The sequence below is a fragment of the Nocardioides sp. Root1257 genome, from assembly GCF_001425175.1.
GTDB lineage: Bacteria > Actinomycetota > Actinomycetes > Propionibacteriales > Nocardioidaceae > Nocardioides.
On sequence record NZ_LMDV01000010.1, the window covers coordinates 196,264 to 217,211 of the forward strand.

At 72.3% G+C, this 20,948-nt stretch carries 18 protein-coding genes and 1 riboswitch; of the genes, 4 read left to right on the forward strand and 14 right to left on the reverse strand.

Translation table 11 applies throughout. The features are described 5' to 3' along the window. Positions 1 to 9 precede the first annotated feature (9 nt). Entirely contained in the window at positions 10 to 1,395 is a 1,386-nt protein-coding gene (locus ASC77_RS19895) for a glycosyltransferase (protein WP_056156976.1), read from the forward strand. A 6-nt stretch (positions 1,396 to 1,401) separates the two neighbouring features. Here the strand turns inward: ASC77_RS19895 and ASC77_RS19900 are convergent, their stop codons facing one another. After that, positions 1,402 to 2,157, reverse strand: a complete 756-nt coding sequence (locus ASC77_RS19900; protein ID WP_056156979.1) for a class I SAM-dependent methyltransferase — start codon at positions 2,155 to 2,157, stop codon at positions 1,402 to 1,404. 85 nt (positions 2,158 to 2,242) lie between these two features. Between ASC77_RS19900 and ASC77_RS19905 the strand changes: the two genes are divergently transcribed. Together ASC77_RS19905 and ASC77_RS19910 are read left to right on the forward strand one after the other, a co-directional pair. Further along, positions 2,243 to 2,863, forward strand: a complete 621-nt coding sequence (locus ASC77_RS19905; protein ID WP_056156981.1) for a TetR/AcrR family transcriptional regulator — start codon at positions 2,243 to 2,245, stop codon at positions 2,861 to 2,863. Continuing rightward, entirely contained in the window at positions 2,860 to 4,056 is a 1,197-nt protein-coding gene (locus ASC77_RS19910; RefSeq protein ID WP_056156983.1) for a sulfotransferase family protein, read from the forward strand. Before ASC77_RS19905 ends, ASC77_RS19910 begins: the two co-directional genes overlap by 4 nt. A gap of 19 nt (positions 4,057 to 4,075) precedes the next feature. Here ASC77_RS19910 and folE read toward each other — a convergent pair whose 3' ends face one another. The 7 genes from folE to dacB form a co-directional block, all read right to left on the reverse strand. Beyond that, entirely contained in the window at positions 4,076 to 4,690 is a 615-nt protein-coding gene (gene folE / locus ASC77_RS19915; RefSeq protein ID WP_056157255.1) for a GTP cyclohydrolase I FolE, read from the reverse strand. Positions 4,691 to 4,694: 4 nt separating this feature from the next. Beyond that, positions 4,695 to 6,761 carry an ATP-dependent zinc metalloprotease FtsH gene (ftsH, locus tag ASC77_RS19920; RefSeq protein WP_056156985.1) on the reverse strand — a complete coding sequence of 689 codons (2,067 nt, stop codon included), beginning with the start codon at positions 6,759 to 6,761 and terminating at the stop codon, positions 4,695 to 4,697. Between the two features lie 264 nt (positions 6,762 to 7,025). Then, positions 7,026 to 7,577, reverse strand: coding sequence for a hypoxanthine phosphoribosyltransferase (gene hpt / locus ASC77_RS19925; RefSeq protein ID WP_056156988.1), 552 nt, complete (start codon positions 7,575 to 7,577; stop codon positions 7,026 to 7,028). A 10-nt stretch (positions 7,578 to 7,587) separates the two neighbouring features. After that, the gene (locus ASC77_RS19930; protein WP_056156990.1) at positions 7,588 to 8,367 is read right to left on the reverse strand and encodes a carboxypeptidase-like regulatory domain-containing protein; all 780 of its coding nucleotides are present in this window, start codon (positions 8,365 to 8,367) and stop codon (positions 7,588 to 7,590) included. A 42-nt stretch (positions 8,368 to 8,409) separates the two neighbouring features. Then, positions 8,410 to 9,390, reverse strand: a complete 981-nt coding sequence (gene tilS, locus ASC77_RS19935; protein ID WP_056156993.1) for a tRNA lysidine(34) synthetase TilS — start codon at positions 9,388 to 9,390, stop codon at positions 8,410 to 8,412. A 4-nt stretch (positions 9,391 to 9,394) separates the two neighbouring features. Next, positions 9,395 to 10,432, reverse strand: a complete 1,038-nt coding sequence (locus ASC77_RS19940) for a zinc-dependent metalloprotease (RefSeq protein WP_082575054.1) — start codon at positions 10,430 to 10,432, stop codon at positions 9,395 to 9,397. Positions 10,433 to 10,461: 29 nt separating this feature from the next. Then, positions 10,462 to 11,871: a D-alanyl-D-alanine carboxypeptidase/D-alanyl-D-alanine-endopeptidase gene (gene dacB / locus ASC77_RS19945; protein ID WP_056156997.1), complete on the reverse strand. Its 1,410-nt coding sequence runs from the start codon at positions 11,869 to 11,871 to the stop codon at positions 10,462 to 10,464. Between the two features lie 98 nt (positions 11,872 to 11,969). Here dacB and ASC77_RS19950 point away from each other — a divergent pair, with 98 nt between their 5' ends. Continuing rightward, positions 11,970 to 12,476 carry an inorganic diphosphatase gene (locus tag ASC77_RS19950; RefSeq protein WP_056156998.1) on the forward strand — a complete coding sequence of 169 codons (507 nt, stop codon included), beginning with the start codon at positions 11,970 to 11,972 and terminating at the stop codon, positions 12,474 to 12,476. Positions 12,477 to 12,485: 9 nt separating this feature from the next. On the opposite strand, the gene ASC77_RS19955 is transcribed toward ASC77_RS19950, so the two are convergent. The 6 genes from ASC77_RS19955 to ASC77_RS19980 all read right to left on the reverse strand — a co-directional run bounded on the left by ASC77_RS19955 (position 12,486) and on the right by ASC77_RS19980 (position 20,844). Then, positions 12,486 to 14,471, reverse strand: coding sequence for an acyl-CoA dehydrogenase (locus ASC77_RS19955; protein WP_056157000.1), 1,986 nt, complete (start codon positions 14,469 to 14,471; stop codon positions 12,486 to 12,488). A gap of 61 nt (positions 14,472 to 14,532) precedes the next feature. Continuing rightward, positions 14,533 to 15,828 carry an NlpC/P60 family protein gene (locus ASC77_RS19960; protein ID WP_156391198.1) on the reverse strand — a complete coding sequence of 432 codons (1,296 nt, stop codon included), beginning with the start codon at positions 15,826 to 15,828 and terminating at the stop codon, positions 14,533 to 14,535. A gap of 244 nt (positions 15,829 to 16,072) precedes the next feature. Further along, on the reverse strand, positions 16,073 to 17,110 hold the full coding sequence (locus tag ASC77_RS19965) for a phosphatase PAP2 family protein (RefSeq protein ID WP_235547824.1): 1,038 nt from the start codon (positions 17,108 to 17,110) through the stop codon (positions 16,073 to 16,075). 27 nt (positions 17,111 to 17,137) lie between these two features. Further along, complete coding sequence (locus ASC77_RS19970) at positions 17,138 to 18,130, reverse strand: ABC transporter ATP-binding protein (protein WP_056157006.1); 993 nt, start codon at positions 18,128 to 18,130, stop codon at positions 17,138 to 17,140. A 16-nt stretch (positions 18,131 to 18,146) separates the two neighbouring features. Continuing rightward, positions 18,147 to 19,781: an ABC transporter permease gene (locus ASC77_RS19975; protein ID WP_056157008.1), complete on the reverse strand. Its 1,635-nt coding sequence runs from the start codon at positions 19,779 to 19,781 to the stop codon at positions 18,147 to 18,149. A 10-nt stretch (positions 19,782 to 19,791) separates the two neighbouring features. Then, complete coding sequence (locus tag ASC77_RS19980; RefSeq protein ID WP_056157009.1) at positions 19,792 to 20,844, reverse strand: thiamine ABC transporter substrate binding subunit; 1,053 nt, start codon at positions 20,842 to 20,844, stop codon at positions 19,792 to 19,794. After that, positions 20,834 to 20,943, reverse strand: a riboswitch (TPP riboswitch). It overlaps the preceding gene by 11 nt. Between the last annotated feature and the right edge of the window lie 5 nt (positions 20,944 to 20,948).

Genomic DNA, 20,948 nt, shown 5'->3' on the forward strand with positions numbered 1-20,948 from the left:
AATGACGCCATGTCACTGCGCGTCTCGGTCCTCGTCCCGCCCACCGCCGCCGGCTCCCGCAGCCTGTTGGCCAGCCTCGACCGACAGAGCCTCCCGGCCGCGGAGTTCGAGGTGCTGATCGGCGACGACGAGCGGGACGCCGGCCTCACGGCGCGGCTCGAGGACCTGGTCGCCCACCGCACGAACGTCACCCGCGTGCCGGTGCCCGCGGGGGCCGACGCCGCCGCCACCCTCCTCGACCGGGCGAGCGGCGAGTACGTCGCGGCCGTGCCGCCCGACCGCGTCCTCACGCCGGACGCGCTCGCCCTCCTGGGCGCGCGGGCCGACTCCACCGGCGCCGAGGTCTGCCTCGGCCTCACGGGGCGCGCAGGCCAGCGTCCTGCGGCTCTGCCGGACGGGCCCGAGCAGCTCACCGGTCCCGCAGGGGGACTGCGTCGCCGCGCCACGGCGACGGCCGAGCAGGTCGCCGCCGACCTGGCCGGCAGCGACACGACCACCGCCGGAGCCGCGTCGGTCGCGACCACGCTGTGCTTCGTCGACGGGCCCGCCCCGGAGCACCGGACGCCGCCTGAGGCCGCTGGGTCGGTCCGGGCGCGCACGACCGGCGTGCAGTGGGGCGACGGCGTCCTCGACCTGGTCCTCAAGCTGTCGGAGCCGGCCGAGGACGTGCAGGTCAGCCTCTACTCCGACCGGTACGGCGTCGAGTGGCCGCTGTCGGGTGTGCAGGTCGACGGCGACACCGTCACGCTCCGGATCGACCCCGGCGCCGTACCCGGCCCGGGGGCCCTGCCGGACGGTCTCTGGTGGCCGTCGGTGCGGATCGACGGCGGCGAGCCCGTCCTGGTCCGGGCCCGACCGAACAAGACCCACGGCGCGAGCGTGCGGGAGCGGACGGTGGTGTCGTTCTCACGGAACAAGCGCCTGGGCATCGACGTCGGCGCGCACGCCCACCAGCCGATCCGGCAGCTGGTCCCGGCTGACACCACGATCGTCGAGGACTCCCGCGGCAGCCTGCTGACGAGCCGCCTCACGAACCTCGACCTGGCGCCCGGCTCCCGCCGCACCGGCGAGCTCCGCCTCGGCACGATGCCCGTCGTCGCCTGGCTCGAGCACGACGGCACCGAGCCGGTCCTCCGGGCCTGGGTGAGCGGGTTGGCGGGCGAGAGCCCGCTCTTCACCCGCTTCGCCCCCACGTCGTTCGCGCCCACCGGCGCGCGGCTCGTCATCGACGGCGTCGGCACCATGACGGTCGCCGAGGCCCCCCGGCGAAGGCGTGGAGCACGGCGCGCTCGGGCGGCGGCGGCAGCAGCGGCGTCGACACCCACGCCGGTCGAGGCGACACCGGGGAAGGCCCGCCGCCTGGCGGGCCGGGCGCTGCGCTCCGTGCGTGGCTAGCAGCCGCTAGGAGACCGGCGCGTACGCCGTACCGAGGTCGGCGCCGAGCTGCTCGCGCAGCCGGAGGTGGAAGTCCGGCAGGTCGGGGCGCTCCCGCTGCTCGTGCAGCACCTTCCAGAAGCCGGCGTCGAGCACCCGGGCCGGGGTCTGGACGCCGCCGCGGTCCAGCAGCTGCTGGGGCACCACCTGCGGGTCGGGCCGCCGGAAGTCGCGGACGATCTCGTCGTAGTTGTCCCGCAGCGTGGTGTTGGTCGGGTCCAGCCCGAGCACGAACATCAGCCCGGTGGGCGCGGTGTCGACGAGGATCGTGACCAGCTCGGGGCGGTAGCGGCGGAGCACCTCGATGATCGGGAAGACGTCGCCGGTCCAGGCGCCGGTGTGCCGCTCGCGCGCCGCCTCGGGCACGTTGCGCGGGAGCACGTCGTCGAAGATCACCACGGACCAGGGGTTCGAGTGCTCCTCGGTGTTGATGAAGTCGCGCAGCCCGAACTCGAAGAGGTGCATCCCGTCGATGAACGCCAGGTCGAACGGCTGACCGTCGGTCACGTCGAGGCAGTCGGGACGGGTGAAGTACTCGTCGCTGGTGGTCCGCTGCAGGTGCACCTCTCCCGAGAGCTCCGCCTCGATGAGGTACGCCGGATCGATGCCGACCGCGCGGCACTGGGCGAGCGCGAGGCTGTGCCCGAACCGCACCCCGATCTCGAGGTAGTTGGCAGGCTGGTGCAGCGCGTGGATGCGGGACAGGAAGTCGAGGTACTGCATGGCGGTCAACCTAGCGCGCCCGCCTCCCGGATCCGGTCTGGCCCACCCTGGACACGGCAATGAGACTCAGTATCATCGCCGTGTGATGACCGTCACATCGGTGCGGACCGACCGGCGTACGGCGACCCGCCAGCGGATCGCCGACGCGGCCGCGCGGCTCGCGAGCGAGCACGGGGTGGCGGCCACGACCGCCGACCAGATCGCCGCCGAGGCGGGGGTCGGGCGGGCGACGTTCTTCCGGCACTTCGACTCCAAGGAGCTCGCCGTCGCCACCGGGCTCGCGGACGCCGCGATCTTCGTGATCGTCGGGCTGCTGGCCGAGGTGCCGCCGCAGGTCGGTCCCCTGGACGCCGTGCGCGCGGCGTACGCCCGCCTCGGCGAGGACTTCGACGCGAACCGCCAGACGTTCCTCGACCAGGCCGACCTGTGCCGCTCCTCGCCCGCGATGTTCGCGTGGACGCTGCGGCTCTACGTCGACTGGGAGATGGCCATCGCCGACGCGGTCCGACCGCGCTTCGTCGCACTGGCGCCGCACGACCCGCGTCCCCGGATGGTGGGCGCGATGGCGATGGCGGCCGTCCGGCTGGCGTGCGACGAGTGGCTCGTCGACCGCGGCAGCGGCGACCTCCCCGCCCTGGTCCAGGAGCACCTGGACGCCCTCCACCTGCCACCCGACCCACGACCCGATCCGCGAGGAGCCCGATGACCACCACCGCGAACGCCGAGAGCACCGCCCAGCGCCACGACCGGCTCGTCGCCGCCGCCATCGCGGCCGCCGGGTCCGACGACTTCGGCGCCGACAGCTGGCAGGAGGGCCTCGACCTCTACCTCGAGTCCCTGGCCGAGAGCGCCCAGCTCAACGAGATCGGCGTCGGCGTGGCCGAGGACGGGATCGTCACCGACCTCGCCAACCGGCTCCGGATCGAGGCCTGGCGTGCGGAGCACCCCGACGTGGCCCGGCAGGAGATCCGGCGGCCCATCATCATCGTCGGGCAGCCGCGCACCGGGACCACGATCCTGCACGACCTGATGGCCCAGGACCCGGCGAACCGGGCGCCGCTCAGCTGGGAGATGGAGCGGCCGGTCCCCGCGCCGCAGACGGCGACCTTCGACACCGACCCGCGGATCGAGGAGTGCCAGGCCGGCTTCGACCTGGTCGAGTCGTTCATCCCCGGCTTCGCCGCCTTCCACGAGCTCGGGGCGCGGCTCGCCCAGGAGGACGTGCGGATCTTCACCGGCGACTTCCGCTCCATGCAGCACACGCTGCAGTTCGAGGTGCCGGCGTACAACCACTGGCTGCTGCACGAGACCGACATGGCGCCGGCGTACGCCTGGCACCGGCGCTTCCTGCAGCACCTCCAGTCGGAGCACCACTCCGAGCGGTGGCTGCTGAAGTCGCCGGCGCACCTGTGGTCGCTGCCGGCGCTGCTGGCGGAGTACCCGGATGCGATCGTGATCCAGAACCACCGCGACCCGCTCAAGGTGATCGCGTCGATCAGCGCCCTCGGCGCCAGCCTGCGCGAGATGACGACCGACCACTTCGAGGTGACCCGGCTCGCCGCGCAGTACGGCGCCGACATCCCCGTCGGCCTGGACCGCGCGCTCGAGGCGCGCCGCGACAGGATCTTCGGGCCCGGCCAGGTGGTCGACGTCCGCTACCAGGACATCCGGCACGACCTGATCGGCGCGGTGGCGCGGATCTACGACGAGATCGGGCTCGAGCTCACCGCGGAGGCCGAGGGCCGGATGCGCGCGTTCCTGGCCGCCCACCCGGGCGACCAGGGCGGCAGCCTGAAGCGGTACTCCTTCGCCGAGACCGGGCTTGACGAGGCCGAGCTGCGCGAGCGCGTGCGCGACTACCAGGAGTTCTTCGACGTGGAGTCGGAGCGCCTGGACTGACGCGACCCGCCGGACAGCCTCAGCGCCGGTGGATCAGCGCCATCGCCTCGGCACGGGTGCTGGCGTTGGAGCGCATGGTGCCGCGGACGGCGGAGGTGATGGTGCGCGCGCCCGCCTTCTTCACGCCCCGCATGGTCATGCAGAGGTGCTCGGCCTCGATCACCACGATGACGCCGCGGGCCTCGAGGATGTCCATGAGCGCGTCCGCGACCTGGGTGGTCAGGCGCTCCTGGACCTGCGGGCGCTTGGCGTAGACGTCGACCAGCCGGGCCAGCTTCGAGAGCCCGGTGATCTTCCCGCTGGCCGCCGGGATGTAGCCGACGTGCGCGACCCCGGTGAAGGGCACCAGGTGGTGCTCGCACATCGACCACAGCTCGATGTCACGGACCAGGACCATCTCGTCGTGCCCGAGGTCGAAGGTCGTGGTCAGCACGTCCTCCGGCGTCATCCGGAGGCCGGCCGTCAGCTCGGCGTACGCCCGGGCGACCCGCGCGGGCGTGTCGTGCAGCCCCTCGCGGTCCGGGTCCTCGCCGATCGCGATCAGCAGCTCGCGGACGGCCGCAGCGGCGCGCTCGTGGTCGAACGCGGGGATGTCCGCCGGCGCCCGGTCGTCGGGCCGGATCGAGTCCGTCATGAGGTCAGCGCGGGGGCTCGGCGTCGGAACCCTGGACACCCGGTCCGCCGTGGACGTCACCACCGGATCCGGGCGGCGTCAGGATCGCGCCGCCCTCGCCCGAGTCGCTCGTCGGCCCGTCGCCGTTGGACGCGGCGAACGCCGCGTGGTTGGCCGCCGTCCGGTCCTTGATCCACTGCGGGATCTCCACGGGCGGGATCTGCGAGGGGATCCGGCGGTCCGAGCCGGTCCACGCGGGACGCTCTGGGCGACGGCGCAGCGGCTCGAAGATCCGCGCGACCTGCTCCTTGTCGAGGGTCTCCTTGTCGAAGAGCTCGAGCACCAGGGTGTCGAGCACGTCCCGGTTCTCCTCGAGGATCTCGAAGGCCTCCTGGTGGGCGACCGCGAGGAACTTCTTGGTCTCGTCGTCGATCTTCGCGGCGACGTCCTCGGAGTAGTTGCGCTGGTGGCCCATGTCGCGGCCCAGGAACGGCTCGGAGTTGGAGTCGCCGAGCTTGATCGCACCGAGCGACTCGGTCATGCCGTACTGCGTCACCATCGCGCGGGCCAGGTTGGTGGCCTTCTCGATGTCGTTGCCCGCGCCGGTCGTCGGGTCGTGGAAGACCATCTCCTCCGCGGCGCGGCCACCGAGCATGTAGGCCAGCGAGTCGAGCATCTGCGAGCGGGTCTGGGAGTACTTGTCCTCGTCGGGCAGCACCATCGTGTAGCCGAGCGCGCGACCGCGCGGCAGGATCGTGATCTTGTGCACCGGGTCGGTGCCAGGCAGCGCCGCGGCGACCAGGGCGTGGCCACCCTCGTGGTAGGCCGTGATGAGCTTCTCCTTCTCGCTCATCAGGCGAGTACGGCGCTGCGGGCCGGCGATGACCCGGTCGATCGCCTCGTCGAGGGCCGGGTTGGTGATCAGCTTCTGGTTGCCGCGGGCGGTGAGCAGCGCGGCCTCGTTGAGCACGTTGGCCAGGTCGGCGCCGGTGAAGCCCGGCGTACGACGCGCGACCGAGAGCAGGTCGATGTCGGCCGACATCGGCTTGCCGCGCGAGTGCACCTTGAGGATCTGGTGGCGGCCGGAGAGGTCGGGCGCGTCGACCTGGATCTGGCGGTCGAAGCGACCCGGACGCAGCAGCGCGGGGTCGAGCACGTCGGGACGGTTGGTCGCGGCGATCAGGATGACGCCGCCGCGGACGTCGAAGCCGTCCATCTCGACAAGCAGCTGGTTGAGGGTCTGCTCGCGCTCGTCGTGACCGCCGCCCATGCCGGCGCCACGGTGGCGACCGACGGCGTCGATCTCGTCGATGAAGACGATCGCGGGGGCGTTCTCCTTGGCCTGCTCGAAGAGGTCGCGGACGCGGGAGGCGCCGACGCCGACGAACATCTCGACGAAGTCGGAGCCCGAGATCGAGTAGAAGGGGACGCCCGCCTCGCCGGCGACGGCGCGCGCGAGCAGGGTCTTGCCGGTGCCCGGAGGTCCGTAGAGCAGCACGCCCTTGGGGATCTTGGCGCCGACGGCCTGGAACTTGGCGGGCTCCTGGAGGAACTCCTTGATCTCGCCGAGCTCCTCGATGGCCTCCTCGCAGCCGGCGACGTCGGTGAACGTCGTCTTCGGCATGTCCTTGGAGATGAGCTTGGCCTTGGACTTGGCGAACTGCATGACGCCGCGGCCGCCGCCGCCCTGGACCTGGTTCATGAGGAAGAGGAAGAGGAAGATGATGAGCGCGAAGGGCAGCAGCGTCGCGAGGATCGAGCCGAGCAGGCTCGGCTTCGGCACGTCGACGGTGTACTTCTCGATGGTGCCCTTGTCGACCTGCTCCTGGACCGCGTCCCGGATGGACTCCTGGGTGCCGGCGAGCCAGAAGGAGTTGACCTTGTCACCGTTGTCGAGCGTCGCCTTGATCTGCTGGTCACCGCCGTCGACGAAGGTGATCTCCTTGATCTCGCCGCTGGAGATGTAGCTCTCCATCTTGGACGACTCGATCTCGTTGTACCCGCCACTCGGGGCGAGGTACTGCAGGGCGATGAGCACGCCCACCACCGCGAGGACGATCCACAGCCACGGACCCTTGAATATGCGCTTCACAGGCTTCTCTCGACACGAGCTCGCCGCCCGGCGGTCGCACGACCACGCAGGCGCTCAACTGAACTGACGACGGTACACACCTTCGCCAATGTGCATTCTCTCAGGAATCGGCCGTTCGGGCGCATCGACCTCGCCCGTTGGTCGAGTCGAGAGTTCTGACGCTCGAGTCGAGAGTCCTGACGCTCGAGTCGGGAGAAAGGTCCCGACTCAATCGTCACAAGTCTCGATTGAACGGTCACAAGTCTCGATTCGACCGGGAGGGGGTCAGGAGTAGACGTGCGGCGCGAGGGTGCCGATGTCGCGCAGGTTGCGGTAGCGCTCCTGGTAGTCGAGGCCGTAGCCGACGACGAACTCGTTCGGAATGTCCCAGCCGACGTACTTGACCTCGACCGGCATGGTGAGCGCCTCGGGCTTGCGCAGCAGCGTGCAGATCTCGACGCTCGCGGGGTCGCGCGAGGCCAGGTTGGACGTCAGCCACGACAGCGTCAGGCCGGTGTCGATGATCTCGTCGACGATGACCACGTGGCGACCGGAGATGTCGGTGTCGAGGTCCTTGAGGATCCGGACGACGCCGCTGGACTTGGTGCCGGAGCCGTACGACGACACCGCCATCCAGTCCATCTCGAGGTGCCGGCTGAAGCTGCGCGCCAGGTCGGCCATCACCATCACCGCGCCTCGCAGGATGCCGACGATGAGCAGGTCCTGGCCCTCGTAGTCGGCCTGGATCTCGGCGGCGAGCTCGCGCAGCCGCCCCTGGATCTGCTCCTCGGTGAAGAGAACGTTGACCAAGTCGTCCGGCACGTCGGATGCGTCCATGGTCGAGAGCCTAGCGACCGGTGCGCGTGACCTTGAACCGGACCACGATCGGCTTCGTCGAGGGCGCGACGGCGTCGTTCCCGGCGAAGGCGAACGTGGCGGTGTGCCAGCCCAGCGACTGGCGCGGCAGGGCGACGGTGACGCGGCCGCGGTCGGTGGCGCGGAAGGTGGCGGCCCGCCCCGGCCGGTGGTCGACGACGACGCGGACCGAGCCGAGCACCGGCCGCACGCCGGCGGCGGTGAGACCCAGGCGGACCTGCGGCGCCTGGGCCGGCTTCAGGGTGGCGTCGGCGAGAGCCGCCGTCAGCCTCGGGGCCGCCTTGATGACCGACGTGACCGCGGTGCTGCCGAGCTGCTGGACGTCCCGGTTGCCGACCGTCACCGACCGCGTCCAGATGGTCCGGTAGCGCGCCTTCTTCGGCGTGCCGGGCGCGCTGCTGATCTTGACCTTGTACGTGCCCGGGGTCAGCCCGTAGAGGCGGAACCAGCCGTGCTCGGGCCCGTCCTCGGGGTCCTCGTACGTCTGCCACGACGCGACCGGGTCGCCGTGCAGGTCGTCCACGTCGTACGCCTCGACGTCGATGCCGTCGAGCAGCCGGCCCGCGCGGTCCACGACCGTGCCCTCGATCCAGGCGCGACCCCGCTCGGGACGGGTCGGCATCAGACGGGACGACGTGCTCTCGTCGGCCGCGACGGCCAGGGCACTGGCGTCGACGGAGTCGGGGATGGCGTGCGAGGCCACGCCGAGCCCGAGGAGCAGGGACAGGGCGGCGACGAGGGGGCGGGGCATGCCGGATCCATCGGCAGCACCGGCGTGCAGTCGAGGAGTTGTCTAGGGCGCGGCGGGACCGATCCGCAGCCGGCCGTCGACGCGGGAGCAGCGGAGGTGGCCGGGGAGGTCGATCCACCGCTGCCCGTGCCAGTCGGTGAGCAGCGCGTCCATCGCCAGGACGTGCTCGTGGAAGAGCTCCGACGCCGGCGCCCCCGCCGCCAGCGCGGCCAGCCGGAGCACCCGGGTCCGGACCGGACCGGGCTGGGCGGCCAGCTCGGTCGCGGGCAGCGTGCCGTCGCTGCCGCGCAGGTCGGCGTACGCCGCGTCCGCGACGTCGTCGAGCAGGTCCATGTCGGCCCGGAGCTGGTCGGCGGTGCGGGCCAGGGTGGCGGCCACGCCGGGGCCGAGCTGCTCCTCGAGCAGCGGCAGCACGGTGCGTCGCACCCGCACCCGGGTGTAGGCCGGGTCCTCGTTGTGGGGGTCGTCCCAGGTCTCCAGGCCCTCGACGAGACAGGCGGTGACCGTGTCAGCACGGTCGACGTCGAGCAGCGGGCGGACGAACCGGTCGTAGGACCGCCGCATCCCCGCCAGCGACCGGCCGCCCGAGCCCCGGGTCAGTCCGAGGAGGACGGTCTCGGCCTGGTCGTCGCGGGTGTGGCCGAGCAGCACCACGGCGGCGTCCACGTGCTGGGCGACCTCCTCCAGCACGGCGTACCGCGCCCGCCGGGCCACGGCCTCCGGGCCCAGCCCGGCGCCCTCCACGCGCACCCGGGCGCTGAGGGTCTCGTCGGCACCGAGCGCGGCCATCTGCGCGACCACCGCCGCCGCCCGCTCGTCCGAGCCGGCCTGCAGCCCGTGGTCGACGGTCGCACCGACCACGCGGTGAGCGCCCTTGCGTGCCTCGAAGACCGTGGCGGCCAGCAGGGCCGTGGAGTCCGGGCCGCCCGAGCAGGCGACGACCACGGTGCGTCCCGGGTCGACGTCGGCGAGCGCTCGGCGTACGCCGTGCCGGACGGCGGCGACGGCGGGATGGAGGCTCATGCCCTCAGAGGACCCGCGAGATCCAGGCGTTCGGGTCCCCGATCTCCGCCTTGGTGGGGAGGTTCTCGGGGCGCTCCCAGATGGCGTTGAACTCGGCCATCCCGGCCTTGTCGACCACGGCCCGCACGAAGATCGCCCCGTCCCGGTACTGCGCCATCTTGGCGTCCAGCCCGAGCAGCCGTCGCAGCGTGCGGTCGAGGACACCGACGCCCTTGCGACGCTGGGTGAACTTCTTGCGGATCTGCGCGACGCTCGGGATGACGCTCGGACCGACGCCGTCCATGACCACGTCGGCGTGCCCCTCGAGCAGCGACATGACGCCGGTGACCCGGTCGAGGATCTCCTTCTGCTCCGGGGTGCTCACCGCCTCGAGGAGGTTGCCGCCGCGCGCGCCGCCCTTGAGCGCCTCGGTGATCCGGCCGAGGCCCTCATCGAACAGGCCCGAGGGCTCGAGGCTGTCGGCGATGCCCTGCATCTGGCCCAGCAGGTGGCCGCCGAGCCACGGGGTCGCGGTGAACTGCACGCGGTGGGTCTCCTCGTGCAGGCAGACCCAGAGCCGGAAGTCGTGGGGGTCGACCTGGAGCTCGCGCTCGACGTGCACGATGTTGGGTGCGACGAGCAGCAGCCGCCCGGACGGCTCGAAGAAGGGGTCGAACTGGCCGAGCACCTTGCCGGCGAGGAAGCCCAGCAGGCCACCGACCTCGGCGCCGGTGATCCGGGAGCCGACGGCGTGGGTGAGCCGCGACGGCTGCTTGTCACCGGTGAGCTTGGTGACGATCGGCGCGAGCACCGTGGCGAACCCGTCGGCGTTGGCCTGCACCCAGCCCGCCCGGTCGACGACCACGACCGGAGCCGTGTCCGCAGGGGCGTCCAGGCCCGTGAACGAGCGGACCAGCCCCGTGGAGCGGTCGGCACCGGCCCGGAGCTCCTCGACGACGGCCGCCGCCTCGCTCCAGCTGACAGAGGGGCCGTCGCCCGCCAGCCGCGAGCCGATCGACACGGCGAGGTCCCAGTCGACCATGCTCGGGCGGGGCTTTGTCATGCGCCGACGGTACCGGTGAGGTCCAACGCTCAGGCAGCGCAGCGGCAGGCGGCGAGCGCGGAGGCGATGTCGTCGATGGCGTCCCGCGCATCCAGGGTGTCGAGGAGCGCGATGTCGTCGGCGAGCACCGCGAACGCCATCGGCGTCCCGGTCCGGTCGACCACCGTGCCGGCGAGACCGCTCACCCCGGTGAGGGTGCCCGTCTTGGCCCGCACGCTGCCCCGTCCGGCCGCGTCCGACGACCCGTCGAAGCGTTCCGAGAGGGAGCCGCTGAACGCCGCCACCGGCAGCCCGGTCAGCACGCTGCGCAGCTCCGGGTGGTCGGCCGTGCCGGCGAGGTCGAGCAGCGCGGTCAGGGTCTCGGGGGCGAGCCGGTTGTCGCGCGACAGCCCGCTGCCGTCGAACGTCGTGGCGCCGGCGATCGGCACCCCGAGGCCGCCGACGGTGTCGAGTACGGCGGCCGCCCCGTCCTCGAAGGTGGCGGGCGCGCCGGTCGCGATGGCGACGTGGCGGGCGAGGACCTCGGCCGCCTGGTTGTCGCTGACGAGCAGGGTGTGCTCGACGACCTGCGACAGCGGCGGGCTCGTGACCCGGGCGAGCTCGGTGGCGCCCGGGTCGGCGGCACGCGGCTTCGGCACCCCGGCGACGTCGATGCCGGCCCGGGCCAGGGCACCCGCGAACACCGTCGCGGCGACCTGGGCGGGGTCGTCGACGGGGTCGCCGTCGGGCGACCAGCCCTCGTCGACCCACAGCGACTGGATCGGCGCGGCCACGTCGTCGGGGACGTAGGACGCCGGCCAGTGCGGGCTGACGTCGGGACCGGTGAAGAGGGTGGCGTCGTACCCGAGCCGGACCCGCGTGGTGCCGTTCGCGCGCAATTGCGCCGCCGTGGCGCGCGCCAGCGTGACGACGTCGGCGGGCCGGGGGTAGTCGTCGCGCGCCGGGCGGGTCGACGCGAGGAGCGGGTCGCCGCCGCCGACCAGCACGATGCCGCGCGGTCCGGCGGAGACGACCGTGGTCGCGAACGTGTGCTGGGCGCCCATCGTCTCGAGCGCGGCGGCGGAGGTGAGCAGCTTGAGGGTGGACGCCGGGACGGCCGCGCCCGAGCCCCGCCGGAGCAGCGTCGCGCCGTCGCTGCCGACGACGGTCGCCAGGACGTGCGGGCCGAGGTCGCCGTCGCGGAGGAGGGGCGCCAGGGCCCGGCGTACCTTCGCGGGATCGGCGGCGCCGGTCGCGGCCGCGGCGACCGGACTCGGGGTCGTCAGGGCCGGGAGCTCGAGGCCGGGCGGAGGCGCAACCTGCGCGGGGTCGCGGTCGGGATCGGGCTGGTCATGGTCGAGCCAGTACGCCGTACCTCCGCCCGCAAGCAGAGCCAGGACGAGCGCCACCGGGAGCCAGAACGCGAGCCGCGAGCCGTGGCGTGCGTCACGTCGACCCACCTCGCACCCCCTTCGACTCCACGTTTGACCACATTGTGCGGGAGACTGGACGCGGCCCGCCGCGCGGGCCCACCCTGACTGTGCGAGATGGCCTGACGATGGCGGAGGAAGACGTGCTCGAGTTCGACGTGCTGGTGGAGATCCCCAAGGGCGAGCGCAACAAGTACGAGGTCGACCACGAGTCGGGCCGCCTGCGCCTCGACCGGACCCTCTTCACCTCGACGGCGTACCCGGCCGACTACGGCTTCATCGAGGACACCCTCGGCCAGGACGGCGACCCGCTCGACGCGCTGGTCATCCTCCAGCAGCCGACCTTCCCGGGCTGCCTGATCCGCTGTCGCGCGATCGGCATGTTCCGGATGACCGACGAGGCCGGCGGCGACGACAAGGTCCTCTGCGTCCCCGCCCAGGACCCGCGCCTGGAGCACCTGCGCGACATCTCGCACGTGTCGAAGTTCGACCGCCTCGAGATCCAGCACTTCTTCGAGGTCTACAAGGACCTCGAGCCCGGCAAGTCCGTCGAGGGCGCGGAGTGGGTGGGCCGCACCGAGGCCGAGGCCGAGGTGCACGCCTCCTTCGAGCGGTTCAAGACCGAGGGTCACTGACCCCCTCGGCTACGCCAGCAGGTCGGGCGAGCGGAGCATCTCCTCCGGGACGCCCCACGCGTCGACGAGGTCGACCGCGATCGGGCGGATCTTGCGGCACAGGTCGTTGACCTCGCGGCTGATCGCCTTGGACCGCTGCACGGTGAGCCGGCCGTGCTCCATGAACCACGCCCGGTCGGCCTCGATCGTGGACAGGGCGAAGAGGTCGCAGAGCAGCCCGAGCGCGACCCGGTTGCCCTCGGGGGCGTCGTCGGGGAGCTCGCGCAGCCGGTCGACGAAGGCCTCGAGCACCAGCCTCTCCACGTGGGCGTTGGCCGCGCCGATCACGTGGTCCTGGACCTGGGAGAAGACGACACCGGGGTTCATCTTCTGGTCGATGCCGCGCTTGAGCCGGCGTGCGACCCCGGAGAGCATGTGCTCCTCGCGGAAGCGCAGCATCGCCAGCTGGTAGTCCGAGTCGAGCAGCCCGGCCTCCTGGTCCCACTGGTCGCCGCCCGGCAGCAGGTCCTTGACCCGCTCGAGCAGCTTGTGGGCCGACGTCCGCTCGATCACGGTGCCCACCGCGAGGTTGGTGACGAAGCGGACCATGCCGAGCTGGTCCATGTCCTCGAACTCGCTGGCGTAGTCGGTCAGCAGGCCCTTCGCCACGAGCTGGAGCAGCACGTGGTTGTCCCCCTCGAAGGTCGTGAAGATGTCGCTGTCGGCCTTCAGTGCCGCGAACCGGTTGACGGCGAGGTAGCCCGCGCCCCCACACGCCTCGCGGCACTCCTGGATGGTGCGGGTGGCGTGCCAGGTGCCGAGCGCCTTGGTGCCGGCGGCGCGCCCCTCGAGCTCGCGCCGCGCCACCTCGACGCCGCCGCCGGGCCCGTCCGCCTCCGTGAAGACGTCGTGCAGCTGGGTGCGGACGACGTCCTGCGCGAAGTGCAGGGCGTAGGTGCGCGCGACCAGCGGCAGCAGCCGCCGCTGGTGCATGCCGTAGTCGAGGAGCAGCTGCTCCTCGGTGTCGGAGGCCGCCTCGAACTGCCGACGGCGTACGGCGTACCTCGTGGCGATCGCGAGCGCGACCTTGCTCGCGTTGATGCCGGCGCCGCCGACGCAGACCCGGCCCTGCACGAGGGTGCCGAGCATCGTGAAGAAGCGCTTGTTGGGGTTCTCGACCGAGCTCTCGTAGACCCCGGCCGGCGACACGTCGGCGAAGCGGTTGAGCAGCGCCTCGCGGGGCACCCGCACGTCGTCGAACCAGATCCGGCCGTTGTCGACCCCGTTGAGGCCCATCTTGCGGCCGTCGTCCTCGATGCGGACGCCGTCGAGGACCTTGCTGCCCTTGCGGATCGGGACGACGAAGGCGTGCACGCCCTCCGACCTCCCGCCCACCTCGAGCTGCGCGAAGACGACGGCAACCTCGGCGTGCCGGGCCGCGTTGCCGATGTAGTCCTTGCGCGCCGCGTCGCCGTGCGTGGTGATCACGAACTCCTGCGTCGCCACGTCGTACGTCGCCACCGTGCCGAGGGCCTGGACGTTGGAGCCGTGCCCGGACTCGGTCATCGCGAAGCAGCCCATCAGCTTGCCGGTGACGAGGTCGCGCAGGTAGGCGTCGTGGTGGCGTTGGGTGCCGAGCTGCAGGATCGCCCCGCCGAAGAGGCCGAACTGCACGCCGACCTTGACCAGCACGGACAGGTCGCCGAAGGCGAGCGTCTCGAAGGCGGCGACCGAGGCGCCGATGTCGCCCCCGCCGCCGTACTCCTCGGGGAAGCCCATCCCGGTCTGGCCGGTCGCGGCCATCTCGACGACGATGTCGCGGACCCGGTCGCGGAACTCGTCGATGCCGAGCTCGTCGGCCTCGTCGAGGACGGACGCGTAGTCGGCGAGGTTGGTCCGCACGAGCCGGCGGACCTCGGCGTACTTCCCGTCGAGCAGCTCGGTCAGGGCGGCGACGTCGACCTCGGGCTCCTGGTAGCCGGGCGCGCTGGACGGTACGGCGGTGTCGGTGGCCATGCCGGAGGACTACCCACCGGAGGTCGGCTTCAAGCGGTGATCTGGACCTCTCGGGCCGAGGTCAGGGCCGGGCGTAGAAGTTCGGGGCGGTCCAGGAGTACATCGAGACCTCCTCGACCGGGCGGCCGGCGCGGGGGGCCTGGATGATCCGGCCGCCGCCGACGTAGAGCGCGACGTGGTAGATCGAGCCCGGGTCGCCGCTCGAGCCCCAGAAGACCAGGTCGCCGGGCTGGAGCTGGCTCGCGGAGATCGGCGTGGACTGCTCGTACTGCGCGACCGAGTAGTGCGGCAGGTAGGTGCCGCCCGCGCCCCACGCGCCGGCGGTCAGGCCGGAGCAGTCCCACTGGTTGGGGCCCGCCGCGCCCCACTGGTAGGGCTCCCCGATCTGGGCGCGGGCGAACGCGATCGCGGCCTGGGCGCCCGACTTCGGCGCCGGGGTGGCCGCAGGAGGTGGGGCCGGGGCCTCGGTCGGCTGCTCGGTCGGCGGCTGCGTGGGCTCGTCGGTGGGCTGCTCGGTGGGCTGCTCGGGCTGCTCGGCGGGGGTCGGGGCGGTGGTGGGAGTCGGCGGTGCCTGCTGCTCCTGCTCCGCCTGCTCCGCGGCGGCCGCGGCCGCCCGGGCCGCGCGGGCCTCCAGCCCGGACTGGCGGCGCTGGGCGAGGTCGACGCTGATGTGCTCGAGGTCGGCCAGCCGCGCGATCAGGGCGCCCTTCTCCCGCGCGATCGCCTGGGCGTCGGCGGCTGCGGCGTCGGCGGCCCGCTGGGCCCGCTGCCGCGCGTCGAGCGCGTCCTGCTCGGCCTGCGTGGCCTCGTCAAGCGCGCGGTCGGCCCGGTCCTGGGCGACCTGGGCGACGACCGCCGAGGCCCGGAACTCGTCGTAGTTGCCGTCGATCGCGTCGGTGGCGTTGCGCATCGTGTCGGTGCGCTCGAGCACGGTGCCGATGCCGTCGGAGTCCAGCACGCCGGCGAGGGCGGTGAGCTCCGGGGCCAGCTCGTACGACGAGACGACCGCGTCGCTGTAGGCCTGACGCTGCCGCTCCACGTCGGCCTGGGCCGTGGCGACCCCGGCCTGCGCCTCGGTCGCGGCGTCACGGGCCTGGTCGGCCTTCCACCGCGCCCCGTTGAACGCCTCGGCCGCCTGGGCCGCGGCGACCGCGGACTGCTGCAGCCGCTGGTTGGCGACCACGAGCCGGGCGCGCACCGCGGCGACGTCGTCGACCTGGGCGCGCACCGCCGTACGGGCGTCGCGGACGTCGGCCTTGCTGGGGACGGTGTCGTCGTCGGCGACGGCCATCCCGGCCACCAGGCCGGAGGCCACGAGTGCGAGCACCGTGGTCGCTGCCATCTCGCGCGCTCGCACCGCATCGCCCCCTCGTCAGGACGCCCCCATCAGGCGTCACTCGGAGCACGCTAGACAACTTTCGTCACATTGGAAACAATTTCCCCAACTTTTTCTCCAGTCACCGGCGTGTCGGCTTGACGAACTACAACCTTGTAATTCGCGCGCGGCGGCGTAGTCCCTGACGAAACGGCCCGGATCGGGGTCGCCCGAGGGCCGTTCCGTCAGGGACTACCCCGACGGTCCGGTCGCTGGTCGCTAACGCTCAGCGGTCGACGGGGACGTGCGAGGTCGTCGTGGTCGGGTGCGAGGAGAGGCCGTGGCGGTCGAACTTCTGACCGCTGGCGATGCCGCCGAGGTAGAAGGAGACGAGGGCGATCGCGACGCCCGCGATGTCGTCGGCGACGTAGTGCCAGCCGAAGTAGAGGGTCGCCACCACGATCAGCCCGAAGTTGACCCAGAAGGCGATCCGGACGATCCGGTTGCGCACCGTGAACTGCACCATCATCGCCCACAGCAGCGCGATGCCCGTGTGCAGGCTGGCGAACCCGGCCACGGTCTGCGCCTGGCCGTCACCCCACAGCACGCCGTGGCGGGCGCTGACGAGCGACGCGATGAGGTCGCTGGTGCCGGTGTGCGCGAGGTCGCGGAACAGCCAGTCGTACTCGAGCCCCGGGCCGATCGTGGGCAGTGCGTAGTAGGAGATCGTCCCGAGCGTCCAGGCGATGCCCTGCGACGTGACGAACCACCAGCCGTAGGACAGGTTGCGCGACCAGACCAGCCAGACCGTCACCATGATCGCGACCATCGGGATGAAGAGCAGGTAGAAGGTCGACAGGAAGTGCGCCGTCACGTCGGTGCCGAGGATGCCGTGCAGCAGCGAGCTCGGGTAGTGGCCGAAGAAGAGCATCTTGTCGAGGGCGTGCAGCTCACGGTCGTACGTGCGGTCGCTGACCAGCGGCAGGAACGACTTCAGGTTCCGGTAGCAGACGTAGATGACGTAGAAGCAGACGATGCCGAGCAGCACCAGCACGATCCGCTCGCGGGTCCAGTGGGTGCGCCACCGGTCGCGCACGAGCTCCGGCCACCGGCTCGGGCGGCCGCGCGAGATCCACAGCGCGCGCGGCACCAGGTCGAGGAAGAGCGCGCCGATGCACAGGATCGGCAGCCGCACCATGGCCGGGCCGAGGAAGCTGCCGTCGGGGTCGATCAGCGGCCGGCCGAGCGACCAGGCCGTGATCGCCGCCCACACGAACATGGCGACGGCGTTGACCACGAGCAGGGTCCAGGCACGGCGATACACGACGGTCAGTGTAGGGAGTGTTCCGACTCAGGCACGGTTCGGTGTCACGGCCAGCCGTGAGGCGTCCACCACCATCGACACCCGGTCGCCGGCCGCCGGGTGGGTGTCCAGGCGGGCCACGGCGTCGAGCTCCCCGACGCCGTCGACGTCGACGACGACCCGGATCTGCTCCGGCGTCACCCGCGCCGACACGACCGTCCCGGACAGGTCTCCGGCGTCCGAGACCACCAGCGCCGAGCGGCGTACGGCGACCGCGGCACCCACTTCCGGCAGACCGGCCGCCCGCAGCAGCACCCCCGCAGGCTCGCCCTCCAGCACCCGGGCGTAGCCCAGGAAGAGCGCCGTCTCGGGGTCGGCCGGCGCCCGCCAGACCGCGGCGATGTCGCCCTGCTGCACGACCCGGCCCGCGCGCATCACCGCGATCCGGTCGGCGACGGTGAACGCCTCCTCCTGGTCGTGGGTGACCATCAGGGCGGTCGTCCCGGCCTCGCGCAGGATGTCGCGCAGGTCGTGGGCGAGCCGCTCCCGCAGACCCGCGTCGAGGGCCGACAGCGGCTCGTCGAGGAGCAGCAGCCGCGGCTGGACCGCCAGCGACCGCGCGAGCGCGACGCGTTGCCGCTCGCCGCCCGAGAGCGTCGCCGGCAGCCGGTCGCCGTACCCCTCGAGGCCGACCAGCGCGAGCAGCTCCCGGACCCGCGCGGCGGCGTTCGGCGTACGGCGTAGGCGCAGCGCGTAGCCGACGTTGCGGGCCACCGTGAGGTGCCCGAAGAGCTGGCCGTCCTGGAACATCAGCGCGAAGCCGCGCTTGTGCGTCGGCACGCCGGCCAGGTCGTCGCCGTCCCAGCCGATCCGGCCGGACGTGACCGGCTCGAGGCCGGCGATCGCGCGCAGCAGCGTCGACTTGCCCGACCCGCTCGGCCCGAGGACGGCGAGCACCTGGCCGTACTCGAGCGCGAGCGAGGCGTCCACGACGGCGGGCACGCCGTCGTACGCGACGGAGACCTCGTCGATCGTCAGCATCCCCGGGTCCTCGACATCACAGTGCTCCCAGCGACGGCACCCGCAGCCGCTCGACCGCGAGCATCACGACGGCGGTCGTGGCGGCGAGGACGACGGAGGCGGCGAGGGCCATGCCGTAGTTCATCGCACCGGGGTGGCCGATCAGGTGGAAGATCACGATCGGCATCGTCGGCGTCTCGTCGCGGGCGAGGAACGACGTCGCGCCGAACTCCCCCAGCGACACCGCGAACGCGAAGCCGGCGGCGGCGAGCAGCGGCTTCCACAGCACCGGCAGGTCGACGGTGACGAAGGTGCGCAACGGTCCGGCACCGAGGGACGCGGCGGCCTGGCGCTGCCGGTCGTCGATGCCGCCCAGCGCCGGCGCGAGGGTGCGTACGACGAGGGGCAGAGCCACCAGCGCCTGGGCGATCGGCACCAGCAGGAGCGAGTCCCGGAAGTCGAGGGGCGGCTGGTCGAGCGTGATCAGGAACCCGAAGCCGAGCGTCACCGCCGACACCCCCAGCGGCAGCATGAAGAGGCCGTCGAGCAGGCCACGGACGCGGCGCTCGCCGCGGGTGTGCGAGCGACGGGTCACGACGACCGCCACGAGGACCCCCATCGACAGGGACATCCAGGTCGCGTCGACGGCCGTGCGCAGGGAGGTGACGAGGGCGTCCGTCACCGGCACCAGCAGGGCGTCCCGCGAGCCCACCGTCGTCAGGGCCCGGTAGTTGCCGAGGCCCCAGCCGTCCCCCACCTGGAGGGACCCGACCACCAGCGCGGCGATCGGCAGCCCGACGAGCAGCAGCACCAGCAGCGTCGCCACGACTCCCGGCCAGTCGCCGCGGGAGACCCGGGGCGGCCGTGCCGTCGTGCGCGCCAGGCTCGGGTCGGCCACGGCTCGCAGACGACTCGTCACGAACAGGAGGGCGGTGATCGCCAGGAGCTGCACGATCGAGAGCGCGGCCGCGGCCTGCAGGTCGAGCAGGTTGGTCGTGAGCAGGTAGATCTCGGTCTCGACCGACGAGTAGCGCAGCCCGCCGAGCGTGAGCACCACCCCGAAGGCCGTGGCACAGAAGAGGAACACCACGCTGGCGGCCGACACGATCGCGGGCCGCAGCGCGGGCAGGGTGACGGTGCGGAAGACGTACGCCGGGCCCGCGCCGAGCGCGGCCGCCGCCTCGGCCGGCCGCGGGTCGAGCGACTCCCACGCGGCCCCGACCGCCCGGATCACGACCGCGACGTTGAAGAAGGCCAGGCCCGCGATGATCGCCCCCGCCGAGCCGTCGAAGCCCAGGAAGCCCAGGGGCCCGGCCTCCCCGATGAGCTCCCGGAACGCGACGCCGACGACGACGGTCGGCAGCACGAACGGCACCAGCAGCAGGGCCCGCAGCGAGGCACGCCCGCGGAACCGGCGCCGGTGCAGCAGGTGCGCAGCCGGTACGCCGAGCAGCACCGCCACCGTCGTGCCCGCAAGCGCCGACCAGACCGTGAACCACACGACCCGCACCGTCCGCGGCCGGGTCAGCACCTCGACGACGGCGACCGGGTCGAAGTGGCCGTCGACCCAGAACCCCTCGGCGAGCATCCCGCTCACGGGCAGCACGAAGAACACGCCGAGCACGGCCAGCGGCATCGCCGCCAGGCCGACGAGCGTCGCGCTCCGTCTCATCTGCGGGCACTCATCGCGAGGTGATGTCGCTCCACTCACGCAGCCAGTCGTCGCGGTGGGCGGCGATGTCGGCCGGGTCGACCTGCCACGGGTCGGACGGCTGCTTCGCGAACGTCGCCCAGTCCGCAGGGAGCTGCACCGACGAGTCGACCGGGAAGACGTACATGCTCTCCGGCAGCGCGGCCTGCACCTCCGGCGTCAGCAGGAAGTCGACCAGGGCCTCGGCGCCATCAGGGTTCTCGGCGCCGTCGAGCACACCGGCGTACTCGACCTGGCGGAAGCAGGTGTCGAGCAGCGCGCTGGTCGTGGAGGTCCCGTCGTCGGCGATCGTGAACGCCGGCGAGGAGTCGTAGGAGAGCACGATCGGGCGGTCGCCCTTGCCGCCGCCCTGGGTGAAGTCGACCTCGTACGCGTCCGACCAGCCGGCCACGAGCTCGGCGCCGTTGGCCATCAGCTTCGTCCAGTACGCCGGCCAGTCGTCGCCGTACGCCGCGATCGTCGCCAGCAGGAACGCCATGCCCGGCGAGCTGGTGGTCGCGCCCGGCGCGACGAAGAGGCCGCGGTACGCCGGGTCGGTGAGGTCGTCGAGCGTCTTCGGAGCAGCGAGGTGATGCTGGGCGAACCACGTGTCGTCGACGTTGACGCAGACGCTGGCGTTGTCGATCGGGGTGAGGCGGTGGTCGTCGTCGCCGTCCAGCACGAACTGGTCGGCGCCCTCGGGCAGGGTCGCGTCGTACGGCGCGAACACACCCTCGTCGAGCGCCCGCGACGCGAACGTGTTGTCGACGCCGAAGGACACGTCGCCCAACGGGTCGTCCTTCGTCAGCACCAGCTTGTTGGTGAGCGCGCCCGCGTCACCGGAGGCGCGGACCACCAGCTGGTAGCCCGTCTCCTGCTCGAACTTCTTCTGCAACGGCTTGGGCAGCACGAACGACTCGTGGGTGACCAGGACGACGCGCTTGGCGGCGGGCTCGTCGTCGGCGGAGCTGTTGCCGACCGTCGAGCAGCCCGCTGTGGCGAGGGCCAGGACGAGCAGGGACGCGTACGCACGGATGGACTTCACTTCGACTCCCTAGCGCCGGTGCTAACCGGATCAGGTTCGTAGGGTCTGCGGCTGGTCCGCACTCTCAGCACGCTCGCGCGTGCTCCCCTGTCTTCTGGAGTCGA

Coding starts and splice junctions, on each gene's coding strand:
- ASC77_RS19905 (WP_056156981.1), top strand. CDS start 2,243: ATGACCGTCACATCGGTGCGGACCGACCGGCGTACGGCGACCCGCCAG.
- folE (WP_056157255.1), bottom strand. CDS start 4,690: ATGACGGACTCGATCCGGCCCGACGACCGGGCGCCGGCGGACATCCCC.
- ASC77_RS19940 (WP_082575054.1), bottom strand. CDS start 10,432: ATGACAAAGCCCCGCCCGAGCATGGTCGACTGGGACCTCGCCGTGTCG.
- ASC77_RS19975 (WP_056157008.1), bottom strand. CDS start 19,781: ATGAGACGGAGCGCGACGCTCGTCGGCCTGGCGGCGATGCCGCTGGCC.
- ASC77_RS19970 (WP_056157006.1), bottom strand. CDS start 18,130: ATGCTGACGATCGACGAGGTCTCCGTCGCGTACGACGGCGTGCCCGCC.
- tilS (WP_056156993.1), bottom strand. CDS start 9,390: ATGAGCCTCCATCCCGCCGTCGCCGCCGTCCGGCACGGCGTACGCCGA.
- ASC77_RS19950 (WP_056156998.1), top strand. CDS start 11,970: ATGGCGGAGGAAGACGTGCTCGAGTTCGACGTGCTGGTGGAGATCCCC.
- ASC77_RS19930 (WP_056156990.1), bottom strand. CDS start 8,367: ATGCCCCGCCCCCTCGTCGCCGCCCTGTCCCTGCTCCTCGGGCTCGGC.
- hpt (WP_056156988.1), bottom strand. CDS start 7,577: ATGGACGCATCCGACGTGCCGGACGACTTGGTCAACGTTCTCTTCACC.
- ASC77_RS19910 (WP_056156983.1), top strand. CDS start 2,860: ATGACCACCACCGCGAACGCCGAGAGCACCGCCCAGCGCCACGACCGG.
- ASC77_RS19895 (WP_056156976.1), top strand. CDS start 10: ATGTCACTGCGCGTCTCGGTCCTCGTCCCGCCCACCGCCGCCGGCTCC.
- ASC77_RS19955 (WP_056157000.1), bottom strand. CDS start 14,471: ATGGCCACCGACACCGCCGTACCGTCCAGCGCGCCCGGCTACCAGGAG.
- ASC77_RS19900 (WP_056156979.1), bottom strand. CDS start 2,157: ATGCAGTACCTCGACTTCCTGTCCCGCATCCACGCGCTGCACCAGCCT.